At 33.0% G+C, this 16066-nt stretch carries 11 protein-coding genes; 9 read left to right on the top strand and 2 right to left on the bottom strand.

The genetic code is table 11. The features are described from left to right. Nucleotides 1-104 precede the first annotated feature (104 nt). Genes BC962_RS11450 through BC962_RS11435 form a run of 4 tightly spaced genes read left to right on the top strand, consistent with a single transcriptional unit; the run spans nt 105 to nt 6943 of the window. Nucleotides 105-4304 (top strand): PAS domain-containing sensor histidine kinase, encoded by a 4200-nt coding sequence (locus BC962_RS11450; protein WP_121346168.1) that lies wholly within the window; start codon nt 105-107, stop codon nt 4302-4304. A gap of 30 nt (nt 4305-4334) precedes the next feature. After that, nucleotides 4335-4766, top strand: coding sequence for a response regulator (locus tag BC962_RS11445; RefSeq protein ID WP_121346167.1), 432 nt, complete (start codon nt 4335-4337; stop codon nt 4764-4766). A gap of 6 nt (nt 4767-4772) precedes the next feature. After that, entirely contained in the window at nt 4773-6539 is a 1767-nt protein-coding gene (locus BC962_RS11440) for a PAS domain S-box protein (protein ID WP_121346166.1), read from the top strand. Then, nucleotides 6539-6943, top strand: a complete 405-nt coding sequence (locus tag BC962_RS11435; protein ID WP_121346165.1) for a response regulator — start codon at nt 6539-6541, stop codon at nt 6941-6943. Before BC962_RS11440 ends, BC962_RS11435 begins: the two co-directional genes overlap by 1 nt. On the opposite strand, the gene BC962_RS11430 is transcribed toward BC962_RS11435, so the two are convergent. Next, nucleotides 6940-8019 carry an endonuclease/exonuclease/phosphatase family protein gene (locus BC962_RS11430; protein ID WP_121346164.1) on the bottom strand — a complete coding sequence of 360 codons (1080 nt, stop codon included), beginning with the start codon at nt 8017-8019 and terminating at the stop codon, nt 6940-6942. The genes BC962_RS11435 and BC962_RS11430 overlap by 4 nt on opposite strands. Nucleotides 8020-8064: 45 nt before the next feature. Continuing rightward, nucleotides 8065-8892, bottom strand: a complete 828-nt coding sequence (locus BC962_RS11425) for a phosphatase PAP2 family protein (RefSeq protein ID WP_121346163.1) — start codon at nt 8890-8892, stop codon at nt 8065-8067. Nucleotides 8893-9100: 208 nt separating this feature from the next. Here BC962_RS11425 and BC962_RS11420 point away from each other — a divergent pair, with 208 nt between their 5' ends. The 5 genes from BC962_RS11420 to BC962_RS11400 all read left to right on the top strand — a co-directional run bounded on the left by BC962_RS11420 (nt 9101) and on the right by BC962_RS11400 (nt 16005). Continuing rightward, nucleotides 9101-10231: a vWA domain-containing protein gene (locus tag BC962_RS11420; protein ID WP_121346162.1), complete on the top strand. Its 1131-nt coding sequence runs from the start codon at nt 9101-9103 to the stop codon at nt 10229-10231. Nucleotides 10232-10299: 68 nt separating this feature from the next. Then, nucleotides 10300-11763 carry a MoxR family ATPase gene (locus BC962_RS11415; RefSeq protein ID WP_121346161.1) on the top strand — a complete coding sequence of 488 codons (1464 nt, stop codon included), beginning with the start codon at nt 10300-10302 and terminating at the stop codon, nt 11761-11763. 77 nt (nt 11764-11840) lie between these two features. Continuing rightward, on the top strand, nt 11841-12254 hold the full coding sequence (locus BC962_RS11410; RefSeq protein ID WP_121346160.1) for an ester cyclase: 414 nt from the start codon (nt 11841-11843) through the stop codon (nt 12252-12254). 377 nt (nt 12255-12631) lie between these two features. Next, complete coding sequence (thrA, locus tag BC962_RS11405) at nt 12632-15079, top strand: bifunctional aspartate kinase/homoserine dehydrogenase I (RefSeq protein ID WP_121346159.1); 2448 nt, start codon at nt 12632-12634, stop codon at nt 15077-15079. Nucleotides 15080-15081: 2 nt separating this feature from the next. Continuing rightward, complete coding sequence (locus tag BC962_RS11400) at nt 15082-16005, top strand: homoserine kinase (RefSeq protein WP_121346158.1); 924 nt, start codon at nt 15082-15084, stop codon at nt 16003-16005. Nucleotides 16006-16066 lie beyond the last annotated feature (61 nt).

Here is a 16066-nt window from a genome sequence, read left to right as displayed (position 1 = left end):
AATTTAAATTTTATTAAAACCAGCTTTTATTAGTGCTCTTGTTTTATAAAATAAACTTTTCTATCTTTTAAAGTTTGAAGAGCACTTTACCCTAACCTACATCTATGCCAAGTCAAAATCTCGAAAAATTAAAGAGAGAGTCCCTAATCTCCGAAATTTTAAGTAACAAAATTACTAAGATAGATAGCAAAAATATCCAAAATTCACTTTTTGTTGATCTAAATGGAAAGCTTAAAATTATCACTGCTGAAACTGTTGAATTTTTAAAATATCATTTCAACATATCATTGAAAAAGGAGGAAAGTGTTTTTCAACTAATTCCTATTGAATCATTGAAAGAGGTTTTAGATCAGTTCAATGAGACTTTACATGGTTATGCTACAAGTACTACTATAAAAAGTACTATTACCAACAGCAATATCAGAATTAGGAAAATTCTGAAGAATAAAGATGGAACTAGCTTTGTTAAAATTGATTTAGCAGCTATCGATCCACTTACAAATCGAGATCCCAATTCAGCTTTAACAGAAACACCACGAGAAGTAGAAATTTTAAATGAAACATCTCAAGTTTTTGAGTCTTTATTTAATAATCATCCCGACGCTATTTACTCCTTCGACCTTGAGGGATATTTTACAAGTGCAAATGAAAGTGCATCCAAATTAGGTGAAATAGCTCACGATAAGTTGAGTCAGCATAAAGTGATGGAAGTAATTCCCAAAGATGATGTAGCAAGAGTTATTGGCCATTTCAAAAAAGCGGCAAGAGGGGAAGTCCAAAACTACAACACTAATTTTAAGAGTTTTAAAGGAACAGATAGAATTATAAATGTCACTAATTTCCCAATTTTTATAAATGGTAAAATTAATGGGGTATTTGGAATTGCAAAAGATATTACGAAAGCCGAATATTTAAAGAAAAAGGCAAAGGATCTAGATAATCGCTATAAGATGATTCTTGATCAATCTCTAGATGTTATTTGTACAATAGATAAAAATGGGCGTTTCGTAGATATAAACAAATCCTGCTATAAAATGTGGGGTTATACTCCCAAGGAATTGAAAGGCAAGAAATTTCAAGACCTTGTTATGGATGAAGATAAGGAGCATACAGAACTTAATGCTCAAGAAATCATGCAAGGTATTGATAAGACAAATTTCTCAAATAGATATATAAAGAAAGATGGCAGTGTTATCCCTATGGTATGGTCTGCTAAATGGGTAGAAGAGGAGCAGTTAAATTTCTGTATTGCTAAGAATGCTTCAGAAATGAATGCTGTTAAATCTAAATTAGAGGAAGAGCGGAATATATTAAGAGCAATAATAGATAATATACCAGATTACGTTTTTGTTAAAAATATAAACGATGAATTAATTCTTGCCAATAAAAAATTCTATTCAGATTATTTGGGTAAGACGAGTGAAGCAGATTTACTTGGATTAAAACCTACAGAATATTTATCTAAAGAACTTGGTGAAGAAATTATCAAGGATAATAGATTAGTAATGGAAAATGACCTTACTGTTATCAATAGGAAAGATGTTGTTTATGATCACAAAGGTAAAAAGGAAGTTATTTTATTAACTAAGGTTCCATTTAAAACAAAAAAAGGTGCTGTAATAGGCTTGGTTGGAATTGCTCGTAATATCACCGAAAATCATGAATTTGAACAAGAACAAAAAATAAGTTCAAAATTAATTGATTCTTTGAGTATTTCTAAAAATTTGAAACAAGGCTTAAGGGAGACAATTCAAGCAATTTCTGAGTTTTTTAATTTTGATTATGCTCAGGCTTGGGAAATAGGGATAATAGATCATAGTTTAAATGAATATGTGAACTATAATAAGCAAAAAAATAAATCTTTTATTTCAGAATATATTAATTCCAATTCTCCAATAGATCTCGCCACGCTTGCATTAAGATCACAACAAATAGAAATTTCTTCAGGTAACAAAACGAAAAGTATATTGATAGCTGTCCCTGTGATTTTTGACAAAAAGGTTATACAAGTACTAACATTTTATGGTCTAAAACGAGATAGAGAAGTTAATGTTATAACCGAAATATTAAATAGGTTGAGTTTGCAAATCTCAAGTAATATCCAGAGAAAAATTGCAGAATCTCAACTAAACAACCTTTTCCAATATTCCCCTAACTTAATTGCGGTTATTGGAATGGATGGATATATGAAGAAAGTAAGTCCTTCCTTTACAAAAATTTTCGGGTATACTGAAGAAGAGCTATTATCTACTCCTTATCATGAATTCTTGCATCCGGAGGAGGTAGCATTATCTTTTAAAAGATTAAAAGAAGTTACTCAAGGCTATGTTCCAAAATCTTATGAAGGCAGGTGTAGGACAAAAGAAGGGGAATGGAAATGGATTTCCTGGACCCCTTCAGAAATCATTACAGACGATGGAGTTATAAATCTTTTTGGTTTAGATATTACCCCACTAAAAACAGCAAATTTAGAAATGCTGAAATTTAAAAATATCATTGAAAATTCTTCTGAAGGCGTAACAATTATAGATTTAGAAACAGAAGAATTTTATTTTAATAGTGCTTTTAAGCAAATAATAGGAAATGAAATAAGTAATCTTAATATAGTTTCAAAAATCAAAAAATCCTTTAAGGATAAAACTCAAGGAGAAGATGTTTTTAATCGACTTTTAGACGGAAAACCTTGGAGCGGAGATATACAGCTTATCAATGCTTCTGAAAATGTTCTGGATTATCAGTTTAGTGGAGGACCAGTGTTTAATCAGAATAATGAATTAATTGCTATTTATGGAATCCATACAGATATTACAGATCGTAAGAATTATGAAAATGAATTAAAAAGATTCAATGATCGGGTAAATAATATTCTAGAAAGTATTACGGATGGGTTCTTCTCCATGACCAGAAATTGGATTATAACCTATTTTAATACTGAAGCAGAGAGGTTGTTAAGGATACCTAAGGAGACAATTATAAATAAGAACTTGTGGGAATATTTTCCTGATGCTAAAACTTCGATTTCTTTTAAAAACTATTCCAAAGCTTTTGAGACGGGCAAAAAAGTATCTTTCGAAGATTATTTTGAGCCTTATGATACTTGGTTTGAAGTGAATGCGTATCCTAGTGCTGAAGGCCTATCGGTTTATTTCAAAGATGTCACCACGAAAAAAAGGGCAGGTGAGGAGATTAGAATTGCGAAAGAACGTTATGATCTTATTACAAAGGTAACTCATGAAGCAATTTACGACTGGGATATACCAAAAAACACTATGGAATGGAGCAAGGCCTACTTTAGCACCTATGGTTATGAAATTCCTGAATTAGTTGATGGTTTAGAACATTGGGAGAATCAATTGCATCCAGAATATAGAGATGAAGTGATTGCCAGTTTGGAAGAAGCCTTGGAGAATAGCTCTGTATATAATTGGGAATATGAATATAAACTTATTAAAGCCAATAAGGAAACATCTATAGTTATGGACCGTGGTTTAATTACAAGAAATAAGGAAGGATTTCCAATTAGAATGATTGGGTCTTTACAAGATATTAGTCAAATAAGGCAGAATGCTATTTCATTAGAGCAGTTAAACACAAAATTAAAGAACAGAGCAAATGAATTAGCGACCTCTAATGCAGAATTAGAGCAGTTTGCATATATAGCATCTCATGATCTTCAGGAACCTTTAAGAATGGTTACAAGTTTTTTAACTCAATTAAACAAAAAATATAAAGATCAACTAGACCCTAAAGCCCAGCAGTATATTTATTATGCTACAGATGGTGCGGTAAGAATGAGACAAATTTTATTAGATCTCTTGGAATATTCTCGAGTTGGTAGAATGAATTACCAATTCGAAGAAGTGGATCTAAATACTATGATCAAGGAAATTTGTAACCTACACAGAGATTTGATCTTGGAGGCTAGAGGTGAAATAATTTTTAGTGATCTCCCTAAGATAAATGCAGCACCTATTCCCTTACAACGGGTGCTTTCCAATTTAATAAGCAATGCCTTAAAATATCAGCAAAGCGAGATTAATGCGATAATTAAAATAGAGGTACTTGATGCTATAGATTATTGGCAAATTGATGTGACAGATAATGGAATTGGTATTGAGGAACAATTTTTTGATAAAATTTTTGTAGTATTTCAAAGATTACATGGTAAAGACAAATATTCTGGTACAGGTATTGGTTTATCCATATGTAAAAAGATAATTGAAAAGCATAGTGGAGAGATCTGGGTAAGTTCAAAAATAAATAAAGGAAGTACCTTCCACATTACAATTAAAAAACAAAATTAGTATATTTGAGACCCCTTTAAGAATCACCCTATGAACCCTATTACTATTTTACTTATTGAAGATAATGAAGGAGACATTCTGCTTACTAAAGAAGCTTTATTAGAAGGGGATATAGCTAAGGAAATATTTGTAGTAAAGGATGGATGGGATGCGTTATTGTATTTAGAAAAGAAAGAAAATTATAGTACTGCTGTAATTCCCGATCTCATTTTATTAGATATTAACTTACCCAAAATGAATGGACACGAGGTTTTACAAAAAATAAAATCTAATGATCGTATAAAACATATTCCGGTAATCATGCTGAGTACTTCTTCTGCTAAACATGATATAAACCAATGTTATAAAAATCAAGCTAGCTGTTATATAACAAAGCCTGTAGATGCAAATGATTTTACCAATGTTATATCGTCCATAGAAAAATTTTGGTTTACTACTGTTAACCTTCCGCATAATAAATAAAACTATATGACGGATAGAAACGGAGTTTTAAACATTCTTGTAGTTGAAGATCATATAGGGGACTATATTTTAATTGAAGAATATTTAAGCGAGGAGCATTTACAAATAAACTTAACTAGGGCAACAACCTTTAAAGAAGCAAAAGACAACTTAAATGAAACCAATAGTTTTGGGGTTATTATATTAGATCTTTCCTTACCAGATGTAGATGATAACGAAACTTTGGTTACTCAGATGGTTGCTTTAGCTCCTAATACACCAATAATTGTGCTTACTGGTTTTGCGAGTAAAGCATTTGGTGTAAAAACCTTATCCTTAGGGATATCAGATTATTTATTAAAAGATGATTTAAATTCTTCCCAACTAGCAAAAAGCATTTATTATAGTATAGAACGTAAGAATATAGATTACAGATTAAGCGAATCTGAAAGAAAATATAAAGCATTATTCGATTTTAGCCCGCTACCTATGTGGGTTTTAGATAAACATACCTTAGAGTTCTTAAATGTGAATGATGCAGCGGTATCCTTATACGGTTATTCCAAAGAGGAATTTTTGACCATGAATGTACGTGACCTGTGGACTCAGGACACAAAGTCGGAAATTGAATCTACGTGGAGAGAAAATTATCACTCGAATTTTGGGATAACTGTGAAGCATCATAAGAAAAATGGTGAGTTGGTTCACATGGAAATTAAGAGCAATCCTATTGATTTTGATGGAAAAGAAGCTAGAGTAACGCAAGCAAAGGATATCACAGCTCAATTAGATGCCGAGCAAGCATTAAAACATAGTGAGAAACGTTTTAAAGCTCTTGTTCAAGATGCTTCAGATCTAATAATGATCATGGATTTTTCTGGCGATTTATCTTACGTAAGCCCTTCTGCCTTACAAATGACTGGTATTTCTGATTCGGAAATGATAAAAAATAACTTTTTCCATTTTATACATAAAAATGACGTTAAAAATGTGAAAACTTATTTGTTGAAACTTAAAGATAATAAACGAGTCCAAATTCCGTCTTATAGAATCAAAACTTCAGATAATAAATGGCGCTATATAGAGACTATTGTGACTAATTTGAATGATGATTCTTCTATAAATGGCTTGGTTGCTAATTCTAGAGATATTACGGAATTCATTAAGCAAGAAAAAAAATTAATCCATAGCCTAAAACGTTATGATATTGTTGCTAAAGCTACCAGTGATACTATTACAGATTACGATGTAGCTAACGATAGAATGTACTATAATGAAGGGATAGAAAGTATTTTTGGTTATTCTAAAAATGAAATAGAAAACACTGGATGTTGGTGGAATGATAAATTGCATCCCGAAGATAAATTAAGAGTACAACGATATTCTAAACAAGTACAAAAGCTTAGATCTGGTCATATTCAAATTGAATATAGATTTAGGTGTGCAGATGGAAGCTATAAATACGTTCTGGATAGGAGTTACTTAATTACAGACGAAAATGGCAACCCAATTCGTATAATTGGAGCTATGCAAGATATAACAGAAATACAGAACTATATTCAGACTATAGAAAACCATAATAGCAGGCTAAAAGATATTGCCTGGACGCAATCTCATGTGGTGCGAGCTCCTTTAGCTAGAATTATGGGATTAATAGATCTAATTCAAAGCTATCCAAATATTGATGAACAAGCTCAATTGCTAGAACATATTAATACCTCAGCTACAGAATTAGATGGTATAATACGAAATATAACAAGTAAAACTGAAGATGTAACTTTAACCTCCCGATAATGCTAAAAGTATTGATAATTGATGATGATGATATTGTTATTTTAGTTCAGGGGAAATTACTGCAAAATTGTAAAGTCACTCAGGATCCCATAAAATTTAAGAGAGCGTCTGAAGCAGTAGAATATTTGCATACCGCTTCTAAAGAACATCATTATTTATTGATGTTGGACATTAATATGCCTTTAATGAATGGATGGCAATTTTTAGATGAGATCGATAAGATGGCAGTAAAGGATAATATTTATGTTTTAATGGTTACCTCATCTATAGATTATAATGACAAGGAAAAGGCGAAAAACTACGATAAGATTATCAATTTTATAGAGAAACCTATAACTGCAAAGAATTGCGATCAACTTAAAGAATTACCTATTCTTAAACCTTTTTTTCAAAAGTCAAATTAAACATCCGTTTCTGTAGGATGTCCATTATTAATTTTCTCTTCTGCCCATTCCTGCTCCTCACTATCTGCTTTTTCAGGTTTATCTTGAAATCCTTCAGCTCTGGGTTCATGGTTCAGTTTAATATACATAGGAAAATGATCTGAGCCTATACTTTTTAAACGGGCAATACTTACTAAAGTAAAATCATTGGTATGAAATACATGATCTAAGGGCCATCTTAAAAAGAAGAAACCGGTATGGAATGTATTAAAAAAGCCTCTTCCTAATCTGGGATCCATTAATCCGCTAATTTTCTGAAATAATCTTGTAGTTCTGGACCAAGCTACATCATTAAGATCTCCTAAAACTAAAACACTTTCCTGATCTTTCTTAACATCCCGACCTACAAATAATAATTCGGCATCTCTATTAGTAGAAGTTAGATCTTCAGTTGGACTAGGTGGTTTTGGGTGTAAACAATGAATCTTTACTTGGTGGCCATTTGGTAGGATAACATGACCATGTATAGAAGGTATTTCATCATCTATTAAATATTTAACATGGATGTTTTCCAATTCTAATTTAGAATATAAATGCATGCCATATAAATTGTCCATGGGGATCTTTACAGAGTATTTATAATCCACTTCAATTACTTCTAATTCACTCTCCCATTTTTTATCTGTTTCTAACGTGAGTAAAAGGTCAGGATTTTTATTATTTACAAGATGTATTAATTTATCGTAGCTAGTATTTGTAGTTAGCACATTGCTAACTAAAATAGAGATATGATCTTTTACGTCGTCTCCTCTAAAAGATTGAACCGTTTTTTTTGCAAAAGGTGTATACGGGAAGATTCTTACAAATTGATAAAACAAACTAAATACTAAAAGGAATAACAGTATTACTTCCCAAAGCTCATCAAATTTGAAGATAATTATAAAGGCGATGATCTCTAAAATTAAAAGAAAACTAATTTGTAATCTCGGGAAATCGAATCCTCGGATCCACCAATGGTCAAATCTAGTGATAGATGCTAAGGTTGGAATTAACATAATAATCCCGATTACAATAACAACAATTTCAGTTAATCCCATTGATAAAATATTCAGTTCAAATTAAATTGCAATTTAAGCTTTCTTTTAAAACTGATAATTTAAAGCCAATCCCTGCGAAGAGAAATTATATTCTCCTTGATTAAAACTGGTAGTTGGATAAATTTGAAGATTTTTATTAGCTTTTTTATGAAGCTCAGGAATCAAAATCCCTGCTGCTGCACCAATTCCATATCCTACTAAATTATCTGTTAAAAAATGTTTTCCAGCCTTAATACGCATATATCCTACAGATGCTGGTACTGCCGCGGCAATTCCCCAAACCAAAGGCTTTAATGGTGAATCTGGATTAAAATCATTAAATACTTTTGCTACAAAAAAAGTTGCAGCGGCAGTGGCAGCGGTATGGCCAGCAAAGAATGAACGTTGTTCATCACTATCAATTCTTTTGTCTATATCTAAAGATGTATTATAAACTAATGGTCTACTTTTCTCAACTAGACCCGCAGTCACCGTAAATAGCGCACCAGTTGTAGCCATTGTTTCTACAAAAAGAACAGATATTTGTCCGGCATGGCTGCGTTCATTTTCGTTAAGTAAAAGCGCTAAGGGCATAATAAAAGATGCATAAAAAGGAATATAACTCTCCTCATTTGCTTTTTCAGAATAATATCCTGCCGCCCATCGGTCTATTCCCCAAACGTCATCTTTGGAAAGCTTATTTAAATCTGTTAAACTTAGGTCATCTTTTTCTTGGATGATCTTTACACCTATAACATTTAAACCTACCGCAGAAGTGATCCAAATACCGTCTTTCACAAAACTTGTTTCATAAGGAGATTCTTTTTTCTCCTGAGAAAATCCAGAGAAAGTGATTATAAAAACTAATAAATATAGGTGTATGTTCTTCGTCATTTTATTTTTTCATCAAATCTCATATTAATTGAACAATTGTGGAAAAGGTTTAAGAAAAGTATAACAACAATAATGCACGTTCAAGATGTTTAACTCGACTACCTAAAAAAGGGGAATTATGATTTCTATTTCGTTATTAACAAAAGTTTAGTTCCTGTTCACAATAGTATAACTTCATAGTACGCCCAAAATAAGTTAACTTTAAAGTATGAAAAAGAAGGTTGAAAACATACGCAGCGGTTTTATTTTTAAAACTTTTGAAGAAGAAAATATAAGTCCGTTCGATAAGTTATTCGAGATATTTAAAGAGTTGATCACACATACCTCTGGAGACTTTGATGAGGCAATAGATTGGCTTAGAAACTTGGACGAGGAATACAAACTTACCACCAGTGAATATACAATTGACGACTTTATAGAAGATCTTAAGAAAAAAGGCTACATCCGAGAAGAGATAAAACCGGACGGGAAAGGAGGAATGGGAATTACAGCGAAGACTGAAAGAGCCATAAGACAACAAGCTTTAAATCAAATTTTCGGAAAGATCAAGAGAAGTGGCTCTGGGAATCACTCCACAAAGCATCAAGGTTTGGGTGACGAGCATACGGGAGAATTTAAGGAATTCCATTATGGCGATTCTTTGGATAGGATTTCTATGACAGAAAGCTTAAAAAATGCACAGATCAATCATGGGGCGGGAGAATTTAAAATGACTGAAGATGATCTTGTGGTGGAGGAAACTCATCATAAATCACAAATGAGCACGGTGCTTATGATAGATATAAGTCATAGTATGATCTTGTATGGCGAAGATAGAATTACGCCAGCTAAGAAAGTTGCCATGGCTTTAGCCGAACTTATTACCACTCGTTATCCTAAAGACACACTGGATATCCTTGTTTTCGGGAATGATGCTTGGGCTATTTCTATTGGGGATCTGCCTTATTTAAATGTGGGACCTTATCATACCAATACTGTTGCTGGATTGCAATTGGCTATGGATCTTTTAAGACGTAAGAGAAACACCAATAAGCAAATTTTCATGATCACAGATGGGAAACCGAGTTGTATCAGGGAGCGAGATGGCACTTATTATAAAAATAGTGTAGGATTGGATCCTTATATTATAGAGAAATGTTACAATGCTGCCAGTCAGGCTAGAAAATTACATATCCCAATAACTACTTTTATGATCGCTCAGGATCCTTATCTGGAACGCTTTGTTCGGGAATTTACTCAAGCCAATCATGGAAAAGCATTTTTTACCGGACTTAAAGGTTTAGGTGAAATGATATTTGAAGATTATGAGAACAATAGAAAGAAGAAAATTAGAGGTTAATTAGCTATAGAATTATTTAAGCACCCAACACGTTCAGAGATATTTATTCTGACAAAATTTTAAAACATATGAAAATCGAAAATATTAAAACCTTTGGAGATCTGAAAACTTCAGGATATAAAACCAAAAGTATTAAAGAAGAATTAAGACAAAATCTATTAACCAATATTAAAAATGGGAAAAGCTCTTTTGAAGGGATACATGGGTACGAACATACTGTGATCCCAGAACTGGAGCGAGCTATTCTCTCTAAACATAATATTAATTTTCTTGGGTTGCGAGGTCAAGCAAAAACTCGTTTAGCAAGATTAATGGTTAATTTACTAGATGAATACATTCCCATCGTTGCTGGTTCAGAAATTAATGATGATCCTTTTGATCCCATTTCGAGATATTCAAAAGAGTTAATTAAAGAAAAGGGAGATGATACTCCAATTAGTTGGGTGGCAAGGGAAGAACGATTCTTCGAAAAATTAGCAACTCCAGATGTAACTGTAGCAGATCTTATTGGGGATGTAGATCCAATTAAAGCTGCCAATTTAAAATTGAGTTATGCAGATGATCGAGTTATTCATTTTGGAATGATTCCACGTGCAAACAGAAGTATTTTTGTGATCAACGAACTTCCAGATCTTCAAGCCAGAATTCAGGTGGCACTTTTTAATATACTTCAGGAAGGAGATATCCAAATACGAGGATTTAAATTGAGATTGCCATTAGATATGCAGTTTGTATTTACTGCCAATCCAGAAGATTATACAAATAGAGGAAGCATTGTAACTCCTCTCAAGGATAGAATTGGTTCTCAGATATTAACACATTACCCTAGAACCATAGAAATTGCCAAAACTATTACTCAGCAAGAAGCGAAATTAGATGAGCGTCAACTTGGGTTGGTACATGTTCCAGAATTAGCTAAAGATCTTTTAGAACAGATAAGTTTTGAAGCGCGAGATAATGAATATATAGATTCACGAAGTGGGATTAGTGCCAGATTAAGTATTTCCGCTTTCGAAAATCTTTTAAGTGCTGCAGAACGTAGAGCCTTAATTACAGGAGAAGAAAAAACTTTGCTGAGGTTTAGTGATTTTCTTGGGGTTATACCTGCTATCACAGGAAAAGTTGAATTGGTTTATGAAGGAGAGCAGGAGGGAAGTGCTGTGGTTGCTCAAGAATTAATTAGTGATGCAGTGAAAACTTTATTTCCAAAATATTTTCCAAAGATCGAAAAATTAGAGAAAGTAGATGAGGATAATCCATATAATGATTTAGTTGAATGGTTCTTTGCTGAAAGTGGATTTGAGTTGCTAGACGATCTTTCAGAAAAAGAATACAAGGAACGATTAGATTCTATTCCACCTCTTACTCAGCTAATAAATAAATATCAAGCTGATATTTCGAAGGAGGATTCTTATTTCCTCAAAGAATTTATTTTATGGGGTTTGGTAGAATTTAAAAAACTTAATAAATATAGATTTTCTGAAGGTATTCAGTTTAAAGACCTTTATGGTAGTTATATAAGTGGACTGTAATTTTCTAAGCTACAAATTTATTTGAATTAAGATTATACAGATTTTCACCTTAAGATTGATGATAAAAATTAAATAGTATGAGTAAAGACAAAAACGTAAAAGCACAAGAAAAATTTGGAGAAGCGGTAAATACAGGTAATCTAGAAATGATTCGGGATGTGGTTTCTGAAAAAGTTAAAGACCATGACCCAGCGGATATTCAAGGCCCGGGCGCACAAGGATTTATAGACTTTTTTGGAATGATGCGTTCTGCGTTTCCGGATTTTGAGGTTGAGGTTAAAAATTTAGTTACAGATGAAGATCATGTATGTTTTGCTTACACAGCATCAGGAACACATAAAGGGGAATTTATGGGAGTCTCACCTACGGGAAAACAATTTAGTGTTCGTGGAATGCAGATTGGCCGATTCGAAGATAACAAATTAGTAGAACGTTGGGGAGCAACAGATGAACTTGGAATTTTAAAACAACTAGGTGTAAAGCCGGTGTAAAATCTATTTTTTCGCTTTTTAAAATTCAATAATAGTGCTTTTACATTTAAAAAGTACTTAATCATAATACGAATCTGATAATTTAAGATCTTTAAATTATCAGATTTGTTATTTTATAATAGACTGATTAAGAATATTCTAATATTCATTTTAATATAAAATAAATGATCTCTAAGAGAACTTTTATGTATACATTTATAATCAGTTTTTTAAGAAAACATGATTTATACAAATCTTTCGAATAGCATTTCCACAATTGTTCCTGGCACTACAGGCAATACTGCTATTTATATGTTTTCTATTACCCCTATGGGGTATTATATATAAAACTTCCGCACCAAATTTTCCATTTTTTTTCCATTTTTAATAATTACAGCATGAATATATTGAAATTCGGAGGATCTTCATTAGCCTCTCCAAGTAGAATAAAATTAGTTTCAGAAACCATTCAGGAAAAACTTAAAGAAGGTACAAGCCTGGTAATTTTTTCAGCATTTGGTGGAGTAACGAACGATTTTTTACAAATGGCTGATCTTGCTGCTGCCGGCGATTTAGACTATAAGGAAATTCTACAGAAAAACGAAAAAAGACACTTAGATGCTGTTAAGGAACTTATTCCAATAAATAATCAGAGTGCTATTCTAAGCAAAGTGATAACCGAATTTAATAGTTTGGAAACACTATATGAAGGTGTCTATTTGTTAAATGAACTTTCAAATAAAACTAAACATGTAATCGCTAGTTATGGTGAAATCTTGTCTTCACTAATAATTACAGAATATTTCAGAAGTTTAAAAACAAATGTAAAATTCATTGATTCCAGAGACCTTATCGTTTGTAAAAATGAAAATGAAAAGGTGCAGGTGAATTATGTAAAGACCAATGCAAATATCCTGAATTATTTTAAGGATAATAAAGCCGATCTTTTTGTAGCACCTGGATTTGTGGCTAAAAATGAACAAGGAGTTCCTAGTACCTTAGGACGAGGAGGATCAGATTTTACTGCGGCTATTTTTGCGGGTGCATTAGATTCCGATAAAGTTTTAATATATACAGATGTAAATGGAATGTATACTGCTAATCCAAGTATAGTAACTCATGCATATCCTTTAAAAAACATCTCTTATGAAGAGGCAATGGAATTATCTCATTTTGGAGCCAAGGTTTTATATCCGCCAACTTTGCAGCCTTTAATAAATAAACAAATTGAAATCCATATAAAGAACACCTTCAAACCTTCTGAAATTGGTACTATAGTTTCGAAATCGAGTCAGGAGAATTTTAGATGGGTTACCGGGATCACACATATAGATTCTATAAAGTTATTAAATATTGAAGGTAGCGGAATGGTAGGTATTCCTGGATTTTCTAAAAGGCTTTTTGAAGTATTATTTCAGGAAAAGATAAACGTGGTTCTTATTACACAAGCATCTTCTGAACATAGTATTTGTATAGCGGTAAGAAATGAAGAAGCATTACAAGCAAAAGATGCCATTAACGAGGCTTTCGAAGTTGAGATACAAAACTTCAAGATCAAACCGGTAGAGATAGAAGACAATGTAGCAATTATAGCCTTGGTAGGAGATAGAATGAAAAGCCATCATGGATTAAGCGGAAAAATGTTTAGCGCCCTGGGAAATAACAACATAAACATAAGAGCTATAGCACAAGGATCTTCAGAAAGAAATATCTCTGCAGTGATTGCCAAAAAGGACGTTAAAAAGGCTTTGAACACCTTACATGAGCAGTTTTTTGAGGTGCCTTCCAAAGAACTCAATTTGTTTATTACCGGAGTTGGGAATGTGGGTAGTAAATTGATAGAACAACTAAAGCAACAGGAAGGATATCTATTGGAAAAACTGAGTCTAAAGATTCGTATTCTTGGGATCTCAAATTCTAGAAAAATGATATTTGCTGAAGATGGGATAGATTTAAACAACTGGCAGCAAGAGCTTGAAAAGGGACAAACTGCATCTAAAGAAGATTTCTTTGAAAAGGTTAAAGATCTCAATTTACGTAACAGCATTTTTGTAGATAACACGGCTAGCCCAGAGATTGCAGATTGGTACAAACAATATTTGGCAAATTCTATATCTGTGGTTACTTGCAATAAAATTGCCTGTGCAGATGATTTTGTGAATTATCAGAAACTGCAAGATCTTTCTAGAGAATATGGGGCTTCTTTTTTATATGAAACCAATGTAGGAGCAGGTTTACCCATTATAGATACTTTGAAGAATCTTATGGCATCTGGAGATAGTGTACATAAGATACAGGCGGTGCTTTCTGGAAGTTTAAATTTTGTTTTCAATACTTATAATGCGGAAGCACCTTTTTATAAAACAGTGGAAGCAGCTATGAAAGAAGGTTATACAGAGCCGGATCCAAAAATCGACTTAAGCGGAATCGATGTTTCTCGAAAAATATTGATCCTTGCAAGAGAAAGCGGATTACAATTAGAACTTAATGAGATAGAAAATGACAGTTTTTTATCTGATGAAAGTTTAAAAACAGCTACTAACGAAGATTTCTTTGAGGTATTAAAAAAAGACGAATCTCAATTTAAGGAGATGTATAAAAGTGCTTCAGAAAATAACAAACAATTAAAGTATGTTGCCCAATTGGATAATGGACATGCTAAGGTAGGTTTACAACAAGTAGGGCCGGAGCATCCATTTTATAATTTGAATGGGAGCGATAATATAGTTCTGTTTTATACCAATAGGTATAGTGAACAACCACTTATAGTTAAAGGTGCCGGAGCAGGGGCAGACGTAACAGCTTCCGGGATCTTTGCAGATATTATTAGAATAGGTAAGAAATAGATATGGAAGAAATTAAAATTTTTGCTCCCGCTACTGTCGCAAACCTTTCTTGTGGATTTGATGTGCTAGGTTGTTGCTTAGATACTATTGGAGACCAGATGATCTTGAGAAAGAATAACCTAAACAAACTAAGAATACTCAGAATTACAGGTCAGGATTTGCCATTAGAGTCAGAAAACAATGTGGCAACAGTAGCGATCGATGCGATGCTTAAAACCTTGGGTTCTACCCAAGGTTTCGATATTGAAATAGATAAAAATATAAAAGCCGGAAGTGGGATTGGAAGTAGCGCTGCAAGTTCTGCAGGAGCGGTATTTGCCGCCAATATGCTGCTGGGAGAACCTTTCAATTCTAAAGAACTTATAGTATTTGCTATGGAGGGAGAACGGCTAGCAAGCGGCAATGCCCATGCAGATAATGTGGCTCCTGCATTAATGGGCGGCTTTAGTTTGGTTAAAAGTTACCACCCATTAGAAGTGCTGTCCTTGCCCTCTCCACCAGAAATAAGATTTGTCATTTTACATCCCCTAATAGAACTAAAGACTAAAGACTCCAGAGCGGTAATAAAACAACAAGTTCAATTGAAAGATGCAATTGGGCAATGGGGAAATTTAGCTGCATTTGTGAGTGGTTTGTATACTGAAGATTATGAATTGATAGGCAGAAGCCTTGAGGATAAAATAATAGAGCCAATGCGATCTGTACTAATACCTTATTTTGAAGAACTAAAAAATATAGCTTTAGAAAATGGTGCTTTGGGTTTTGGGATCTCTGGTTCCGGTCCATCAGTTTTTGCGATGTGCAAAGGAGATACTGCTACAGCGAATGTTAAGAAGGCAATGCAGCTTTTCTATCAGGATAAGGGAATCGAATTTGATTTGCATCACTCTGCAATAAATAGAACAGGAATAAGAATACTTGAATAAAAATGAGATGCTTTTAATAGTTCAATATCTCTCGATGAGTTTTTGAAAGTATTTGGTTTAA

Source organism: Gillisia mitskevichiae, assembly GCF_003634585.1.
Lineage (GTDB): Bacteria > Bacteroidota > Bacteroidia > Flavobacteriales > Flavobacteriaceae > Gillisia > Gillisia mitskevichiae.
This window is presented reverse-complemented; position numbering and strand designations above follow the sequence as displayed.

What these genes read in the sequence shown, in the direction of transcription:
- BC962_RS11410 (WP_121346160.1), top strand. Translation starts at nt 11,841, where the DNA reads ATGAGTAAAGACAAAAACGTAAAAGCACAAGAAAAATTTGGAGAAGCG.
- BC962_RS11445 (WP_121346167.1), top strand. Translation starts at nt 4,335, where the DNA reads ATGAACCCTATTACTATTTTACTTATTGAAGATAATGAAGGAGACATT.
- BC962_RS11400 (WP_121346158.1), top strand. Translation starts at nt 15,082, where the DNA reads ATGGAAGAAATTAAAATTTTTGCTCCCGCTACTGTCGCAAACCTTTCT.
- BC962_RS11435 (WP_121346165.1), top strand. Translation starts at nt 6,539, where the DNA reads ATGCTAAAAGTATTGATAATTGATGATGATGATATTGTTATTTTAGTT.
- BC962_RS11420 (WP_121346162.1), top strand. Translation starts at nt 9,101, where the DNA reads ATGAAAAAGAAGGTTGAAAACATACGCAGCGGTTTTATTTTTAAAACT.
- BC962_RS11430 (WP_121346164.1), bottom strand. Translation starts at nt 8,019, where the DNA reads ATGGGATTAACTGAAATTGTTGTTATTGTAATCGGGATTATTATGTTA.
- BC962_RS11415 (WP_121346161.1), top strand. Translation starts at nt 10,300, where the DNA reads ATGAAAATCGAAAATATTAAAACCTTTGGAGATCTGAAAACTTCAGGA.
- BC962_RS11425 (WP_121346163.1), bottom strand. Translation starts at nt 8,892, where the DNA reads ATGACGAAGAACATACACCTATATTTATTAGTTTTTATAATCACTTTC.
- BC962_RS11450 (WP_121346168.1), top strand. Translation starts at nt 105, where the DNA reads ATGCCAAGTCAAAATCTCGAAAAATTAAAGAGAGAGTCCCTAATCTCC.
- BC962_RS11440 (WP_121346166.1), top strand. Translation starts at nt 4,773, where the DNA reads ATGACGGATAGAAACGGAGTTTTAAACATTCTTGTAGTTGAAGATCAT.
- thrA (WP_121346159.1), top strand. Translation starts at nt 12,632, where the DNA reads ATGAATATATTGAAATTCGGAGGATCTTCATTAGCCTCTCCAAGTAGA.